General features: G+C 63.8%; 14 protein-coding genes and 1 pseudogene. 6 read left to right on the top strand and 9 right to left on the bottom strand.

The features are described 5' to 3' along the window. Positions 1-79: 79 nt before the first annotated feature. Entirely contained in the window at positions 80-3,583 is a 3,504-nt protein-coding gene (locus BN9444_RS01000) for a bifunctional proline dehydrogenase/L-glutamate gamma-semialdehyde dehydrogenase (protein WP_068801274.1), read from the bottom strand. A gap of 667 nt (positions 3,584-4,250) precedes the next feature. Here BN9444_RS01000 and dnaK point away from each other — a divergent pair. The 4 genes from dnaK to BN9444_RS00980 all read left to right on the top strand — a co-directional run bounded on the left by dnaK (position 4,251) and on the right by BN9444_RS00980 (position 8,598). Beyond that, complete coding sequence (gene dnaK, locus BN9444_RS00995; RefSeq protein ID WP_066488835.1) at positions 4,251-6,104, top strand: molecular chaperone DnaK; 1,854 nt, start codon at positions 4,251-4,253, stop codon at positions 6,102-6,104. Beyond that, a complete protein-coding gene (grpE, locus tag BN9444_RS00990) occupies positions 6,104-6,823 on the top strand; it encodes a nucleotide exchange factor GrpE (protein WP_066511996.1) in 720 nt (239 codons plus the stop codon). Before dnaK ends, grpE begins: the two co-directional genes overlap by 1 nt. Positions 6,824-6,975: 152 nt before the next feature. Then, positions 6,976-8,166, top strand: coding sequence for a molecular chaperone DnaJ (gene dnaJ, locus BN9444_RS00985; protein ID WP_066488847.1), 1,191 nt, complete (start codon positions 6,976-6,978; stop codon positions 8,164-8,166). 15 nt (positions 8,167-8,181) lie between these two features. Next, positions 8,182-8,598, top strand: a complete 417-nt coding sequence (locus BN9444_RS00980; RefSeq protein ID WP_066488858.1) for a heat shock protein transcriptional repressor HspR — start codon at positions 8,182-8,184, stop codon at positions 8,596-8,598. Between the two features lie 121 nt (positions 8,599-8,719). On the opposite strand, the gene BN9444_RS15310 is transcribed toward BN9444_RS00980, so the two are convergent. After that, a complete protein-coding gene (locus BN9444_RS15310; protein ID WP_197429512.1) occupies positions 8,720-9,172 on the bottom strand; it encodes an Abi family protein in 453 nt (150 codons plus the stop codon). After that, a complete protein-coding gene (locus BN9444_RS15305) occupies positions 9,157-9,660 on the bottom strand; it encodes an Abi family protein (RefSeq protein WP_199872832.1) in 504 nt (167 codons plus the stop codon). The genes BN9444_RS15310 and BN9444_RS15305 overlap by 16 nt, the downstream gene beginning before the upstream one ends. 694 nt (positions 9,661-10,354) lie before the next feature. Here BN9444_RS15305 and exaC point away from each other — a divergent pair. Next, complete coding sequence (exaC, locus tag BN9444_RS00970) at positions 10,355-11,875, top strand: acetaldehyde dehydrogenase ExaC (protein ID WP_068801273.1); 1,521 nt, start codon at positions 10,355-10,357, stop codon at positions 11,873-11,875. On the opposite strand, the gene BN9444_RS00965 is transcribed toward exaC, so the two are convergent. After that, positions 11,872-12,981, bottom strand: coding sequence for an alpha/beta hydrolase (locus BN9444_RS00965; RefSeq protein ID WP_068801272.1), 1,110 nt, complete (start codon positions 12,979-12,981; stop codon positions 11,872-11,874). The two genes, exaC and BN9444_RS00965, sit on opposite strands and share 4 nt — an antisense overlap. After that, positions 12,978-13,229, bottom strand: a complete 252-nt coding sequence (locus BN9444_RS14000) for a hypothetical protein (RefSeq protein WP_141628663.1) — start codon at positions 13,227-13,229, stop codon at positions 12,978-12,980. Before BN9444_RS14000 ends, BN9444_RS00965 begins: the two co-directional genes overlap by 4 nt. A 92-nt stretch (positions 13,230-13,321) precedes the next feature. Here BN9444_RS14000 and BN9444_RS00960 point away from each other — a divergent pair, with 92 nt between their 5' ends. Continuing rightward, positions 13,322-14,125 carry a carbon-nitrogen hydrolase family protein gene (locus BN9444_RS00960; RefSeq protein ID WP_066488889.1) on the top strand — a complete coding sequence of 268 codons (804 nt, stop codon included), beginning with the start codon at positions 13,322-13,324 and terminating at the stop codon, positions 14,123-14,125. A gap of 15 nt (positions 14,126-14,140) precedes the next feature. Here BN9444_RS00960 and BN9444_RS00955 read toward each other — a convergent pair whose 3' ends face one another. From BN9444_RS00955 to BN9444_RS00940, 4 genes and pseudogenes are all read right to left on the bottom strand, one after another. Further along, complete coding sequence (locus BN9444_RS00955; RefSeq protein ID WP_066488893.1) at positions 14,141-14,632, bottom strand: carboxymuconolactone decarboxylase family protein; 492 nt, start codon at positions 14,630-14,632, stop codon at positions 14,141-14,143. A 32-nt stretch (positions 14,633-14,664) separates the two neighbouring features. Beyond that, complete coding sequence (locus BN9444_RS00950) at positions 14,665-15,807, bottom strand: FAD-binding oxidoreductase (RefSeq protein WP_068801271.1); 1,143 nt, start codon at positions 15,805-15,807, stop codon at positions 14,665-14,667. Between the two features lie 13 nt (positions 15,808-15,820). Further along, a pseudogene (locus BN9444_RS00945) lies at positions 15,821-15,964 on the bottom strand (LLM class flavin-dependent oxidoreductase); the annotation flags it as partial. A gap of 84 nt (positions 15,965-16,048) precedes the next feature. Further along, positions 16,049-16,429, bottom strand: coding sequence for an MmcQ/YjbR family DNA-binding protein (locus BN9444_RS00940; RefSeq protein WP_066488902.1), 381 nt, complete (start codon positions 16,427-16,429; stop codon positions 16,049-16,051). Positions 16,430-16,608: the final 179 nt, after the last annotated feature.

The following is a 16,608-nucleotide window of genomic DNA, read 5'->3' as shown; positions in this document are numbered from 1 at the left end:
ACAAAAGCCCCAACTTCCTGCACAAAGGGCAGAAAGTTGGGGCATGACAGCGTGCGTCTATGGCACGCCGCAGGCGCGCTTAACGCGCGATGCCAGCGACCGAGCGGATGATACCGAAGCGGTGCATGGTCACCGAAACTGCCTGCTCAAGGAGGTAAGGCAGGAGCTCGCGGCGGCCATCGGCAAGCACCGGCTGGTCGAGGATGACCGAATTGGACTCCACCGCGGCCGTGCGTGCCGAGTCCGCGACGGCGCCGAGGGCACGCATGCGTGCAGACGGCGTGTGGGCCAGCTCGCGGGCAAAATCTTCGTCCGACTGTGCAGCGACCGTGACGCCCAGCTTGCCGATGCCCCGTTCCGCCAGCTCGGCTGCAATCTCCGGCGTCGCGGAGAAACGCGGCTCCACGTTGCCGAAGTGGACTCCGTCGAACTCGGCTCGGAGGAGGGCGCCAGCGAGGGCATGGCGGACGACGTCACGCAACGCGTAGCCGTAGCCGATGCGGATGCGCAGCGGCTCGAGCACTGGGCGGTAGCGGAAGATATTGGCTTCGGAGACGAGACCTGCGCGGTCGTGTTCGCGGCCGAATTCCTCCTGCCACGCGAGCTGGTCGAGTTCGGCGGCACGCCACAGCCAGGCGATGTCCTCCTCACTGAGGGCATCGGGAAGCTGGGCGAGCAGGGCCTTGACCGGGGCCTGAATGTCGACGTCGTGGACGCGGAGCTCGCCGTCGGACCACGTGCCCATCTGCGGGACGTAGTTGGGGCCGCCGGCCTTGGCACCCGGACCCATGACGGACTTCTTCCAACCGCCGAAGGACTGGCGCTGGACGATGGCGCCGGTAATCCCGCGGTTGACGTAGGCGTTGCCCACCTCGACGTGGTCCATCCAGTACTCGATCTCCTTGTCGTCGAGCGAGTGGATGCCGCCGGTGAGCCCGTAACCAGTGGCGTTCTGCCACGCGATGGCCTGCTCGAGGGTGTCTGCATGCATGATGCCGAGCACTGGACCGAAGCACTCGTTCAGGTGGTACCAGGAACCTGGCTGCACGTTATCGCGAATGCCCGGGGACCACAGGGTGCCCTCCTCGTTGAGCTTTTCTGGCTTGAGCAGCCACGTCTCGCCCGGCTCCAGCTGGGTGAGGCCGCGCAGGAGCTTCTCACCGGGAGCTTCGGCGAGACCGTTCATCGTCGTGGTGATGTCGTGGCCGGGGCCGACCTTAAGGGTCTTGGCGGCATCGATAAGCTGCGTGCGCAGGCGCTGCGAGGTGCCTGCGGCGCCGACGAAGATGACGAGGGAGGCGGCGGAGCACTTCTGACCGGAGTGGCCGAACGCCGAGTTGTAGAGATCCGCGATGGCCAGGTCCGGGTCCGCGGCCGGGGTGATGATGAGCGCATTCTTGCCGGAGGTCTCCGCCATGAGGTTCATCTCCGGGCGCCAGGAGCGGAAAAGCGCGCCGGTGTCCGAGGCGCCGGTGAGGATGACGGCGTCGACGTCCTCGTGGGAGATGAGTGCCTTGCCAGCCTCGCCTTCGTCGGTGAGGACAAGCTGGACCAGGCTGGTATCGAGGCCGTGCTCGCGCAGGCCTTCGTGGATGGCGCTGACCGCGACCTTGGCGCAGTGGACGACCTGCGGCGCCGGCTTGATGATGACGGCCGAGCCCGCTGCGAGCGCGGAGAGTATGCCGCCCACCGGAATGGCCACCGGGAAGTTCCACGGCGGGGTGACGACGGTGACCTGGTTCGGGGTAAAGATCGAGCGGGCATCGTCAAGCAAGCGTGCGGACTGCGCGTAGTAGGTGGCGAAGTCGATGGCCTCGGAGACCTCCGGGTCCGTCTGCGTCACCGTCTTGTTAGCCTCCCACGCGGCGACGGAGATGAAGTCCCCGCGGTGGTCCGCCAGTTTGTCCGCGATGGTGTCGAGGACCTCCGCGCGCTCGTGGCCGGTCTTCGCACCCCACTCGGGCGCCAGCGCCTTGGCCGTCGCGATGGCGGCGACAGCCTGCTGGGGATCGGTGACCTCTTCGATGCCGTGCTCGCCTGGGTTGGTGGTGAGCGCTTCCTGTGCCCACTGGCGGTTGGCATGCAGGGCCGGATCCGTGTCCGGCTCGTTGGTAAAGCGGCCGGTGCGTGGGGCCTGGCGTCCTTGTTTGTTCGTCGATTCATCGACACGATCTTGGGTGCGCTTCGGGCCAGCAAAAGTCTCCCAGCGCTCGGCGACGGCGGTCCGGAAATGCTGCTCCTGATCGGCGAGGGCCTGCTTCTGGTCCGGCGCGAAGAGCGCGTAGAGGAAGTTCTGGGACGCGGAGTTTTCCTCGAGGCGGCGCACGAGGTAGGACACGGCGACGTCGAAGTCCTCGGCGTGGACGACCGGGGTGTAGAGAATCTGGCGGCCCTCGAAGCGGGTGCGGACCGCTTCTTGCTGTGCCGGGGACATGCCTTGGAGCATCTCCGAGTCGAGCATGCGCAGCACGCCGCGCTTGGTGGCGAGCTCGTAGGCCATGCCCGCGGTGAACAGGTTGTGCGTGGCGATGCCGATGCGCACGGCGTCCGCGAACTGCGGGCGCACGATGTAGTCAAGCAGGCGGTAGTAGTTCGCGTCGACCTGCGCCTTGTCCTCGTAGGTGGCGACCTTCCACCCGTGGATCTCGCCCTGGACGTGCTCCATGGAGAGGTTCGCGCCCTTGACGATGCGGATCTTGATGGGCGCTCCGCCCTTGGCGACGCGCTCAACACCGAACTCCGCGAGCTCCTCCAGGGCCTCGAACGTATCCGGCAGGTAGGCCTGGAGCACGATGCCGGCCTCGAGGTTGTGGAACTCCGGCTCGCTGAGCAGCTCCTTGAAGAGGCGAATGGTGAGGTGGAGGTCGTGGTATTCCTCCATGTCCAGGTTGATAAAGACGTGCGGGCTGCGCGCCACCGCGGCTTCGTAGAGCGGACGCAGACGCTCCTTCAAGCGCTCAACCGAGCCATCGATATCCCAAGGATTGAGCTGCGCCACCATCGAAGACGCCTTGACGGAGACGTACGTGACCTTGGGGTTCTGGATGAGTGCCAGGGTGCGCGCTGCGCGCGAGCGGGCCTCGTCCTCGCCGAGGACGGCTTCGCCGAGCAGGTTGAGGTTCAAGTGCTCGCCGGACGCCGCGGCCTTGTCGAGCATCTTGTCCAGCGCGTCCGACTCCGCGTCGAGGACCAGGTGGCCCACCATCTGACGCATGCGCAGGCGCGCGAGCGGCATGACGAGGCTCGGGAGGATCGGACCGAAGAAGCCACCCAGGCCCACGAGCGTGCCGTTGATAAGACCCAGGAAGCGCGCATCATAGCGGCTAGTGACGTCCTTGAGGGCGTCGGCGGCCACGGCGTTGTCCTCCGGGCGCATGACGCGGTCGACGAAGTCCATGGTGAAGTTCACGCCATCGGAATCCCGCAGCAGGCTGGCGAGCTGCTCGGTTCCCTTGTCTTGCTCGTCCGCGCTGGCGTTGAGGAATTCGTGGGCGCGGGTGACGGCGGCCTCGACGACGGCGTCGACATCATCGGATTCCGGCAGGCGGGTGTAGGCAGGGGCAGAAGAATTCTGGCTGGTCATAGTGACAGTACCTCTCAGTCATGCTCACCGTGGCCGAACCCTCGAAAGCACGACACACGGTGCTCAGACACGTCCCTGCCTCTGGCTCGCGGCTGGTGTGCCGTGGCCCGGGGCGAGTCGGGTCCGAAGAAGAAAATATGTGGTGGTGCACTTGAGGGGGCCTCACGGGTGCGTGCGCCCTTGTAGGTACGAGGTGCCGGGGCCTGAAGCCGGGCTTTAACCGGGTCCTTATGCCTGGGGTTTCAACGTGGGCTTTATGCCGGGCACCGCGCGAGCTGTCATGTGACGCTCCTCTAACCTGGGTGCGTTCCGTGATCTATCTCGCTTGATGAGAAAAAATAGCGCTCGCGTTGGGCGTCGTCAACCCATTCACGCGGGCGGGGGTAACCGGGTTCTTTGGCGCAAGTGGAAAAATATTTTTTGCTTTTTACCTGCGGGTTTGGGGAAATTTGAAAGAAAGTTGAGTCATATGGGAACAACTTCGGAAGTCGTACCGTTGTGTAGGTTGAGTGACGGGCGCTCAAGGTTCTACCTTCGAGTCGCGGACTTCTGTTAGAGTGGCGCAAGGACTCCAGCGAAGTTGAGTCACGCCGGGTCAACCCTTAAGGCTTAAGGGGCAGCCCGAAACGATGAATACACAACAAACCTGTAGAAGGAGAACATCATTATGGGACGCGCAGTAGGTATTGACCTCGGCACCACGAACTCGGTCGTTTCCGTTCTGGAAGGCGGCGAGCCGACTGTTATCGCTAACTCTGAAGGTGCTCGCACCACCCCGTCCGTCGTCGCATTCGCGAAGAACGGCGGCGAAATCCTCGTTGGCCAGTCTGCCAAGAACCAGGCTGTGACCAACGTTGACCGCACCATCCGCTCCGTCAAGCGCCACATCGGCACCGACTGGACTGTGGATATCGACGGCAAGAAGTACACCCCGCAGGAGATTTCCGCTCGTACGCTCATGAAGTTGAAGCGCGACGCGGAGGCGTACCTCGGTGAGGACGTCACGGACGCCGTCATTACCGTCCCGGCGTACTTCGAGGACTCCCAGCGCCAGGCCACCAAGGAAGCCGGCCAGATTGCGGGCCTCAACGTCCTGCGTATCGTCAACGAGCCGACCGCCGCTGCTCTGGCCTACGGCCTGGAGAAGGGCGAGCAGGAGCAGACCATTCTGGTCTTCGACCTTGGTGGCGGTACCTTCGACGTCTCCCTGCTGGAGATTGGTGACGGCGTTGTTGAGGTTATGGCTACCGCCGGTGACAACCAGCTCGGTGGTGACGACTGGGATCAGCGCATCGTCGACTGGCTGGTGGAGAAATTCAAGAACGCCAACGGCATTGACCTGACCAAGGACAAGATGGCCCTGCAGCGTCTGCGCGAGGCCGCGGAGAAGGCCAAGATTGAGCTGTCTTCCTCCCAGTCCGCCACCATCAACCTGCCGTACATCACGGTCGACTCGGACAAGAACCCGCTCTTCCTCGACGAGACCCTGTCCCGCACCGAGTTCCAGAAGATCACCCAGGACCTGCTCGACCGCACTAAGGCGCCGTTCAACCAGGTCATCAAGGACGCTGGCCTGTCCCTGTCGGACATCAACCACGTCGTCCTCGTGGGTGGTTCCACCCGTATGCCGGCCGTCTCTGAGCTGGTCAAGGAGATGACTGGCCGCGAGCCGAACAAGGGCGTGAACCCGGACGAGGTCGTTGCCGTCGGCGCTGCCCTGCAGGCTGGCGTTCTGCGCGGCGAGGTCAAGGACGTGCTGCTCCTCGACGTCACCCCGCTGTCCCTCGGTATCGAGACCAAGGGTGGCGTGATGACCAAGCTCATCGAGCGCAACACCACCATCCCGACCAAGAAGTCCGAGACCTTCACCACGGCTGAGGACAACCAGCCGTCGGTCCAGATCCAGGTCTTCCAGGGCGAGCGCGAGATGGCTTCGGCCAACAAGCTGCTGGGCTCCTTCGAGCTGGGCGGCATCGCTCCGGCCCCGCGCGGTGTGCCGCAGATTGAGGTCACCTTCGACATCGACGCCAACGGCATCGTCTCCGTGTCCGCGAAGGACAAGGGCACTGGCAAGGAAAACACCATCAAGATCCAGGATGGTTCCGGCCTCTCCCAGGAGGAGATCGACCGCATGATCAAGGATGCCGAGCAGCACGCTGAGGAGGACAAGAAGCGCCGCGAGGAGCAGGAGGTCCGCAACCAGGCTGAGGGTGCTTCCTACCAGACTCGCAAGTTCCTTGACGAGAACGCAGACAAGGTTTCTGAGGACGTCAAGACCAAGGTCACCGAGGCTGCCGACGCCGTCGACGAGGCCCTCAAGGGCGAGGACATCGAGGCCATCAAGTCCGCCGTGGAGAAGCTCAACACCGAGTCCCAGGAGATGGGTAAGCAGATCTACGAGGCTCAGGCTGCCGAGGCCGCCGCTGCCGACGCTGGCGCGTCGGCAGGAGCTGACGAAGACCCCAACGTCGTTGACGCTGAGGTTGTCGACGAGGACACCGAAGGTAAGGACAACAAGTAATGGCTGACCACAACGGAATGCCGGACAACCCCGGCGACCCGGAGCACACCGACCCCGAGGCTACCTCGGCCGACCGCGCCGAGTCCGCTGCCGAGGAGGCTCGCGCCGCCCAGGCTAGCGGTTCCGCTGAGGAGCTTGACCCCACGCTCGAGTCCGACCTCGAAGAGGCCCTCGCCGACGTCGAGGCTGACCTCGACGCCACCGAGGACGGCGCAGAGGCTGAGGCCGCGGCTGCCGATGCCGCCTCCGACGCCGAGGCTTCTGCTGAGCCGACGGTCGAGGAGCAGCTCGCCGAGCGCACCGAGGACCTGCAGCGTCTCAACGCGGAGTACACCAACTACCGCCGCCGCACGGAGCGCGAGCGCTCCCAGGTCATTGAGACCGCTAAGGCGCAGGTGCTGGGGCAGTTCCTGCCCATCCTCGATGACCTTGCGCTGGCTCGCCAGCACGGCGACTTGGAGGATGGCCCGCTCAAGTCCATCTCAGACAAGCTCGTGGGCGTGCTCACCGCTCAGAAGGTGGAAGCCTTCGGCGTGGAGGGCGACGCATTCGACCCGGAGATTCACGAGGCAGTCCAGGATCTCTCCTCCGGTTCCGAGCAGGTCATCGGGACCGTCCTGCGCCAGGGCTACCGGGTGGGCGAGAAGCTCATCCGCACCGCCATGGTGATTATCGCGGACCCGGCCGAGTCGGCTGAGTCAGCGACTGACGCGGAGTAGAACGCTGGGGCGCCGGGGCCACACCAATGGTTATCCGGCGCCCGCGGTGTATCCGCACCTTTTAGATTTTTAGTTAGAGCTTTAGAACACACGTTGACAATGACACCACGCCGGTGTGGGCCGGCGACCAACACGAAAGGAGGAGATGCCCAGTGAGCGTGAAACCTGAATGGGCAGAGAAAGATTATTACGCGGATCTGGGGGTCTCCTCATCCGCAACCCCGGAGGAGATCAAGCGCGCCTACCGCAAGCTGGCCCGCGAGAACCACCCGGACGCTAATCCCGATAATCCGGAGGCGCTCGAACGCTTCAAGGCCGTCGCCGAGGCCCACGAGGTCCTCGCTGATGCCGCGACCCGCAAGGAATACGACGACTTCAAGGCTATGGTCGCACGCGGCGGCGGCTTTGGGACGGGAGGCGCCGGCTTTCCCGGCGGGTTTCGCACGGCGCCGGGGCAAGGCTTCGAAGCGGACTTCGACCTCTCGGACATCTTCGGACACGCTGGAGGAGCGCCTCGCGGCGGTGGTCTTGGGGATATCTTCGGTGGCGTTTTCAACCGCGGCGGTGGTGCTGGCCGAACAGCTCGCCCGTCGCGGGGGGCGGACGTCGAAACGCACGTCACCCTTGAATTCCGAGAAGCGGCGAAAGGGACGACGCTTCCGCTCCAACTAACGGGCGACGCGCCGTGTACCACGTGCCATGGCTCTGGCTCCCGCTCCGGCAAGAAGCAGAAGTGCTCACGCTGTGACGGCACCGGGTTTACCTCGGAGCAGCGCGGCACCTTCGGGTTTTCCCAGCCGTGCACCGACTGCGGCGGCACCGGCCAGAAGATCACGGATCCTTGCCCGGACTGCAACGGCAGCGGAACGGTGCGCCGCACCCGCTCGATCACCGTGCGCATCCCCGCCGGCGTCATCGACGGTCAAAAGGTGCGCCTGGCCGGCCAAGGCGAGGCAGGCCCCAACGGCACTCCCGCGGGCGACCTCTTTGTGAGCGTGTCCGTGAAGCCGGACAAGGTCTTCACTCGTGACGGCGACGACCTGCACATCACGGTCCCCGTGTCCTTTGCGGAGCTGGCCCTCGGTGACACCATCACGGTGCCCACGCTCGACCAGCCGGTGCGCGTGAAGATTGCCGCCGGTACTCCGGATGGCCGCACGCTGCGCGTGCGTGGCCGTGGCATCACGCGCCGTTCCGGTACACCGGGTGACCTCATGGTGACGGTCCAGGTCAAGGTCCCTTCGACGCTCGATGCCGCAGCCACCTCGGCTCTGCGCACCTACGCACAGGCTGAGCGCGACTCCGGCTTTAACCCGCGCGCCGACTGGGCGGGCAACAAGTAAGGCAGGTGAGCAGTGATGGCTAATTCCACCGACGGTCCGCGCGAGGCACCGAAGAAGATGTACGTTATCTCCGTCGCTGCGGAGCTTTCCGGAATGCATGCGCAGACCCTGCGCACGTACGACCGGATGGGTCTGGTGTCCCCGGCCCGCACGCGCGGCGGCGGACGCCGCTACTCTGACCGAGACATCGAGCTGCTGCGCCACATCCAGGAGCTGTCCCAGGAGCAAGGCGTCAACCTCGCCGGCATTAAGTCGATTATCGAGCTCACCGAGGAACGCGACCAGCTTCTCGCCGAGCGCGACGCGCTTCTTGAGGAAGTCCGCGAGCTGCGTGCCCGCTCCTCGTCTGCGTCGACGGGCCGCGAGCTCGTCCACGTTCCGCGGTCGACCTCCGTGGTCATGTGGACCCCGCGCCGCAAGCGCGGCCGCTAGTGTCGCACGCCAGCTCGCTGCACCCGAGGGTTCTCCCTGTTGGCTCAACAGGAGGGCACTCGGGTGCTTGTGGTTTCATCGTCTATTTTGAGTGGGATGTCGTAGGCGGGACGGTGTGGTGCTAGTGGTCTGTGGTGAGTAGTTGCGTCGACATTTCTCCGTAGCGGGCTGGGGTTGCGATGCCTGCGGCAAGAAGGGGATGCGTGGCAAGGATTGGCTCGACGCGGTTGGCGAGCCAATCATGCTGGAGACCGGTCTTGGTGGCGACCTGGTCAAGCGCTACGAAGATCTTGTAGATCGAGTGATCACTGAACTGACGGTGGTTTCGTTCGACTCGTCGTACGATGTTAGGCAGGAGTCCTGGACGGTCGAGGACCGCATGGTTCCACAGCTTCGCACAGTGGGCGTTGCGGTTGCGCAAGTAGACGAATGACCGGACTTGGCTTGGCAGCGTAGTTGGAGAAACGTTCATCGACGCTGCCATGTCGTGCAGCACTCCGGACTTGCTTGAAGCTTCAATAAGCCTGGATAGACTGCCAAACGAGAAGGCCTCAACCGCTACCCAGATGGGCATGCGCGCATAGGCATCGATGCTGTAAGCGTTGCCCGTTTTGAGTCATCGCGGTAGTGAGACACAAAGGTCTCTTTGCTGCGATCTAAATTCGCCAGCGCATGTTCTTCGACACGTTCGTCATTAGGATCGGGCGATTGCGTGAACCCGTCACCACGGGCGAACGTTCCGATCGTTCCGACCCGCTGTGCGTAATAGTAGGCGAACCGGGTTCTCAGAAGGACCTCGATCGGGTGGAGAACTTCATCGCATACTGCAACCAAGTCTTGCTCGGCTTCGTAGAGCCTCTGAATATCTTCAAAGGAGGAACCATCGAGGAAGCGATTGTTGCCTGCCATTGGGTCAACTTGCCAATAACGGAAATATCCCGAAAGACGGTAGTAGTTTACGCGAGATAGAAATTCGGCTGCTGATGCGGTGTCAGCGACGTTCAAACCGCGTTCTTGAAGCAGCGTGATTTGTTCGTCGTAACTGAGCCAGTGTTTGACCATGAGCTTCCTAGAATGTGAAAGGCCCCGGTCATTTGTGCATTGTCCCTTGCGGGATTAGAGGCCTGACCGAGGATCTATCGCTTCTTACGGTACGTCAACGTGGCTGCTTGGTCAACCTTACGTGTCGAAGCTGGTGTCTCCACATGAGAGTCCCGGCCCACTTTTAACAGGGGTTAAGTCGAGCTGAATGGTTGCCCTCAATCTAGGCAGTCTCATGCCGGTCTCTAGGGGCAGGAATCGTGTCAAGGCTGCCACAATGATCTTCCAGGTGGCTCGTCCGGATTCGCAGGTGCTCAAGGGGAGTGGGCACTTCGACGGGTCGCGAACTCGTCCACGTTCCGCGGTCGACCTCTGTGGTCATGTGGACCCCGCGCCGCAAGCGCAGCCACTAGCGCAGTACGCCACGTCAGCACACTCGAGCGCCCTTTCTGTTGAGCCAACAGGAGGGGCGCTCGGGTGTTTTTGATTCCTGCCAGCCGATTGGAATACCCCCGTTGAGTTGGGGTTGGATGTCGTGTGAACAGCGTGAATATTCATGGGTGGGGGATCCTTGCAAAGTTTCGCAAAGTAGTAGTGCCGGAGTTGTGGCGGTAGTTAAGTCATTTCAGTTACTGTTGGGTAACTCAATCCGATATGGCGTAGCTCACTACAGAAAAGAATTGTGGCGACGCCTCCGCTTCGAAAGGACACCACCATGACCCGCTACGCAGATCCCGGCACTGAAGGCTCCATCGTCACCTACCGCGACCGCTACGACAACTACATCGGTGGCGAGTGGGTTGCCCCGGCCGACGGTGAGTACATGGACAACATCACGCCGATCACCGGTGAGGTCTTCTGCCAGGTTGCGCGTGGCAAGGAAGCAGACATCAACCTCGCCATCGATGCGGCAGAGAAGGCCTTTGAGACCTGGGGCCACACCTCGCCCGCCGAGCGCGCCAACATCCTGCTCAAGATCGCGGATCGGATCGAGGAGAACCTCGAGAAGATTGCCGTCGCGGAGACATGGGACAACGGCAAAGCCGTGCGCGAGACGCTCGCCGCAGATATCCCGCTCATGGTCGACCACTTCCGTTACTTTGCGAGCGCCCTGCGCTCCCAGGAAGGCCGCCTGTCGCAGATCGACAAGGACACCGTCGCTTACCACTTCTACGAGCCGCTCGGCGTCGTGGGCCAGATCATCCCGTGGAACTTCCCGCTCCTCATGGCGGCATGGAAGCTGGCGCCGGCGCTCGCCGCAGGCAACACGGTCGTCCTGAAGCCGGCCGAGCAGACCCCGGCCTCCGTCCTCTTCGTCATGGAGCTCATCGGCGACCTGCTCCCTGCGGGCGTCGTCAACATCGTCAACGGCATCGGCGAGGAAGCCGGTGTGGCGCTGTCCACCTCGGACCGCATCACAAAGATCGCCTTCACAGGCTCGACCCCGGTGGGCAAGATCATCAACAAGGCTGCTGCCGACAAGCTCATTCCGGTCACCCTTGAGCTGGGCGGCAAGTCCCCGTCCATCTTCTTCCCGGACATCATGGACGAGGATGACACCTACCTCGAGAAGTGCGTCGAAGGCTTCGTGATGTTCGCCCTCAATCAGGGCGAGGTCTGCACCTGCCCGTCGCGCGCGCTCGTCCACGAGTCCATCGCGGACAAGTTCATCGAGCGTGCCATCGAGCGCGTGAAGAAGATCAAGATTGGCCACCCGCTCGACACAGCGACCATGATGGGTGCCCAGGCGTCCCAGGAGCAGATGGACAAGATCACCGAGTACCTGGAGATCGGCCCGAAGGAGGGCGCGGAGGTCCTCACCGGTGGCCACGTGAATAAGGTGGAAGGCCTGGACAACGGCTTTTACATCGAGCCGACCGTCTTCAAGGGCACGAACGACATGCGCATCTTCCGTGAGGAGATCTTCGGTCCGGTCCTCTCCGTCGCGACCTTCAAGGACTACGACGAGGCCATCCAGATTGCGAATGACACGAACTTCGGTCTGGGCGCTGGTGTGTGGTCACGCAATGCAAACATCTGCTACCGCGCTGGTCGCGACATTCAGGCAGGCCGCGTGTGGGTGAACCAGTACCACGTCTACCCGGCGCACTCCGCGTTCGGCGGCTACAAGGAGTCTGGTATCGGCCGCGAGAACCACCTCATGATGCTCGCTCACTACCAGGAGACCAAGAACCTTCTGGTCTCCTACAGCGAGCAGCCGGCGGGCCTGTTCTAGTAGCGCCGAGCGATAGCTCCCACGCCCTCAAAGAAGGCCGGGTCTGACCAATAGCTGGAATGGTCACCCGGCCGTCCCTGCGTTCCGGGCACGGGGTCGGCTCCAAACCACGGCGTGCTGGGATCGGTCCCGTGGACGCCGCCCACGGGACCCGTGGAATAGCGGATCGGATCGTCCGCATTCGTCACGGACCACACGCGTCCCGGAAGTTCGTCGGCGCGATGGACGCCGGCACCGGGGCTACCCACGAAGACGAGATCGTCGGCGCGCATGCCGTCGCGTGCGGCGTAGCCGGCGACCGTCGAGCCATACGAATAGCCGACCACGATATGGTGCGCGCGTGGGAAGCGGCGACGCAGCGCGCGGTGAAAACGGGTGAGCGCGCGGGCCCCCTTCTCCGCGGGAGCGCGCCGGGCGGCCAGTGGTACTCGCGGCGGCGCGTCGTATCCCACCCACGCGACGGCCGGGCTTCCCGTCGCGGTGGCGAGCGCTCGGGCATTGTCGATGTGAGACTGCCAGCTCGCCGGATTCGAGGACCCGGTGCCGGGGATATACGTGGTGATGGACGACGGTTGCGTGCGGGCGGAGGTCGGATCCACGAGGGCGGCGAACCTGCCCTCGGAGGCCTCGAGGATGAGCAGATCGGGGTTGGCTTCGGCCAAAGCTATGACGTGTGCTGGGGCGCTGGATAGATGAATCTCATGAATTCCCTCGAGTGAGAGGCCCTCGAAGTCCTCGAGACGTTGGGGTGGCTCGGCTGTGGTGTCCGAGCAGAGCGCCGCGATCTCACGGGCGCACATCCAGTCGAGCGCCTCGCCGATGCCCGCGAGCCCGGGGGCGAGGCCATCGGCAAGCGGTTCGAGGAGGTCTTCTAGTGGGGAGTAGCTGCGGAGGACTCCCGCCACGGCGGCCATTTCGGCGCGTGGTTGCTCGAGGGACGCGCGGGCGAGCTCGACGTTGTGGCGTGCGCTTTCAGGCGCGGGGCCAGCTGTTGCCAAAAATAGGGCATCCGCATGATGGCGCCACTCCACTGTGTATCCGTGCAGGTGAGAGGAGGTGGAGTCGAGTTGGGTGGCGGCGGTGGCCAAGGAACGCGCGGGGCTCATGGGAGGTCTCCTAAGCGCGCGGCGAGTGCTTCGTCGCCGACTCGGATATCAGTAAGTAGGCGTTCGAGGGCGTCGAGGTGTGCCCCGCGAGCAGTCTCAGCCTGGCTAATCGCTGACGACCAGCGAGCGGCGACGGTGGCTAAGGCGCGGGAGGTGTGCGGGCCTCCCGTGGTAGGAAAGTGCGGCGTGAAGTGGTGGCTGCGCAGAGTGGACAGGTGCTGTGGTGCGTTATCAGTGAAGTAGATCATGCCTTCACAACTACGGGGTGCGCCGCCATCTGGCAAGGGCGAAAGAAGAAATCTGTGGATAACTCACCGGCTGCCCATTACATTGGGCAACCATGAAGGTCGCAGCTGTGCAATTTACGTCCACTGGAGATACGAACGGCAACCTGGAGCGCGCCACGGAGCTTATCCGGCGCGCTGCCGGTGAGGGCGCGCGGCTTATCGTGCTGCCGGAAGCGACGGCGCAGAGCTTCGACTCCGGGCGTCTCGACACCCAGGCGTCCGACTTTGATGGCCCCTTCGCCACGGGGCTGCGCGAGGTGGCTGAGGAGTTGGAGGTCACGGTCATTGCGGGCATGTTCCGGCCTGCCGATGCCGTCGAGCGTGACGGGAAGACTATCAATCGCGTCTCGAATACCGCGCTCATCACTGGCCCTGGGATCCATCGCGGCTACGACAAGATTCACACGTATGACGCTTTTGATTACAAGGAATCAGATACCGTGCGACCGGGCACGGACCTGGTCACTTTTGACCTTGACGGCGTGACGGTGGGTGTGGCGACGTGTTATGACGTGCGCTTCCCCGAGCAGTTCCGAGACTTGGCGCGCGCGGGTGCGCAGGTCATCGCCGTGCCGTTTAGCTGGGCTGACGGTCCGGGCAAGCGCGAGCAATGGCGCCTGCTCTCGGCGGCGCGGGCGCTGGATTCCACGAGCTACATCGTGGCGGCGGGTCAGTCGCGCCCGGGCGGCGAAGCTGCGGCGGGCGAGGCCTCGGGGCCGACGGGGCTGGGGCACAGCGTTGTGGTGGGCCCCACCGGCGTGCGGCTTGAGGAGGCCGGCTACGAGGACGAGATCCTCTATGCCGACCTCGACATGGCAGAGGTGGAGAAGGCGCGTAAGGCGCTGCCTATTCTCTAGAGCTGTTACCGCTGCTTAGGGCTGGCCCACCACGGTGTGGGAGAACAGGTGAATGCGGTTGAAGACGTTCATGTTGATGCAGCCCATGAGGAATACCGCGAGGACGTCATCGCCGAGCTGCGCGCGGAGGCGGTCATAGTCCTCGTCGGGAAGGGCGCCGTGCTCGACGCTCGTGACAGCCTCGGCGATGTCGAGTCCGGCGCGCTCGAGGTCGGTGTACACGCCAGCGGCTTCGCGCCAGCCGGGAGCGAGGGCGAACTTGCGGGTGATGTCTTCGGCAGATTCTCCAGCCTCGGTGTAGAACTTCGTGGCGAGCCGCGAGTGGACGTCCGTGCAGTACGCGCAGCGGTTGACCTGTGAGACGCGGACGAAGGCGAGCTCGAGGACGGCGCGGGGGATGCCGAGCTCGGTGGCACGGGCGATGATGGTGTCCGTGACGGCGTATTGCGCGCGGGAGGTCTCCGGCATGGCGGAACGCAGCTGGATACGTGAATTATTTTCAGTCATAAATCCAGTGTAAATTCGCGCGGTGCGCCAGGCTAGAAACTGTGACTCGTTCGTCCCCAGGGGTGTTCCTCGACGGCGGTGATGCCGGCGGCGCGCAGCTTCGCGGCGGCGTCCGTGACGCGGACCTCGGGACCCACGAGAATGAAGCGGGAGCCGTGGGCGTCCTCGCGTGAGAGCATGGTCATGACAGGATCATTGGTGGGTTCGCAGTAGACGTCAGGCTCGGGCGCGCCCAGGAGGAGTGGGTCCTCCGCGGCGTCGACGAGGAGATGGACGCGCATGTCCGGGTTGAGTGCGGCCAGGTTGTCGAGCACCGTCGTGTCGTAGTGATGTCCGGGGCTCGGCGCCACCGAGTAGAGCGAGCACTCGATGTCAGCGGGGGTCTCGATGGCGGCCTCGACCTGGGCGAGGAGCCAGGTACGCACGGCCGCCCAGCCGGTGCCGAAGCAGAGGAAGACGGAGTACTCGCTGTCGCCCAGCGTGTGCGCGAACTCGCCGCGCGGCGCGCCGAGGGTCCACGTGTCGCCCACCTGGGCGCGCGCAAGAGTGCGCGAGGCATCCCCCACACCGCGCACGTGGAATTCGAGCTGGCCTGTGGAGGTCGAGGGTGCGGCCGGGGTGAGGTGACGCCAGGTGCCGGGTAAAAACTTGGAGGTCACCGGGAAATACTGACCGGGCGCAAAGTCAATGGGCATGGCGGTCTCGAGGCGCACGAGGGCGAGCTCGCGGTTGGGTCGGACGACGTCGACGACCTGTGCCTGGTGTGCCGGCGGGGTGCCTGCGAGGTCAGCCTCCTCGGCGGCGCCGGAGAGCAGGGCGGCGAGCTCGGTGAAGGCGCGCTGGGCGGCGCGGGAGGCGGCATCGGAAAGCTCAAAGGGCTTCAGGCCCGCCATGAGGGACTGGGAGAACGCGGCGAATGCCGCGGGAGGGAAGCCGTGGCGGCGGTGGTCGCGGCCGAGGAAAGCAATGCGCTCGCGCGCTTGCGCGTTGGGCACGCCGTCCTCCGAGCAGTGCTGAAGATACCACGCGAGGGCCGGAGCCATGTCCACGTGGGTCTCGGCCATGCGAAAACCAAAAATCTGGCGGGCCTCGAGAATCCTGGTGTAGAAATCCTCGTGCACGCGGTCACGAAATGCCGAGGGATTTTCTAGGATGAGGTCCGCCAGATGCTGCATATCTAGCAGTGTATTAGTCGATCGGGTAACCCGTCACCGGGCCCTCCGTATTCGGCTTCCAGCCCAGGGCCGGCGCGACGTGCGTGGCGAAGTTCTCGAGGATCTTCACGTTGACGTCGACGCCCATGTCGGTGGGCACGGTGATGAGCAGGGTATCGGTACGTGCATAAGGTTAGTTAGGGTACAAAAGCGTATGAGGTGTGTTTATGCAGCGCAGTAGTGATAATGTCGCAGCCTTTGCCTACCCCCGGCGGCCAAAGGTCTCTGGGTCGATGGGGCGCAGGCGGCGGGGGAGCTTGGCCACGACGAGGCGGTAGGACTCGGTGACCAGCTCACGGATAACCTCCGGTGGCAGGCCATCCACGAGGGTGATCCAGTGCTTCTTATTCATGTGATAGCCGGGCGTGATGAGGGGGAACTCGAGGCGCAGGCTCTCGCCGATGAGAGGATCGGACTTCACGATGGCCATGGGCTTTCCGGCTTCCTCGGTGAGCAGCGCGAAGACTTTTCCTTGGATCTTCCACACGTCCCACGCGGGGCCGAAAGGGTGGGTGAGTTGTGTGCCGGGCAGCTCGAGTGCCGCGGACCGGGCGTGGCTGAATACGGGGGCTACATCGCTCATGGTTGTAGGGTACTACCCCAGGTAGGGGTAAAGTTGCGTGATCCACACTCAAGGGCGAGCAGGAAAAACTTTTAAGAATTTTCAACTTGAGTGGAACAAACTCAACTTTGGGTGCGTTATGGACAGTGAAGCCCCTAGAGTGGGGTGGCACAACGGCCGGGAACGGCAGATATATCAGG

The sequence above is a fragment of the Corynebacterium phoceense genome, assembly GCF_900092335.1.
Classification (GTDB): Bacteria; Actinomycetota; Actinomycetes; order Mycobacteriales; family Mycobacteriaceae; genus Corynebacterium; species Corynebacterium phoceense.
The sequence above is the reverse complement of the archived record's forward strand: the minus strand, read 5'-3'. Positions and strand labels throughout refer to the sequence as shown.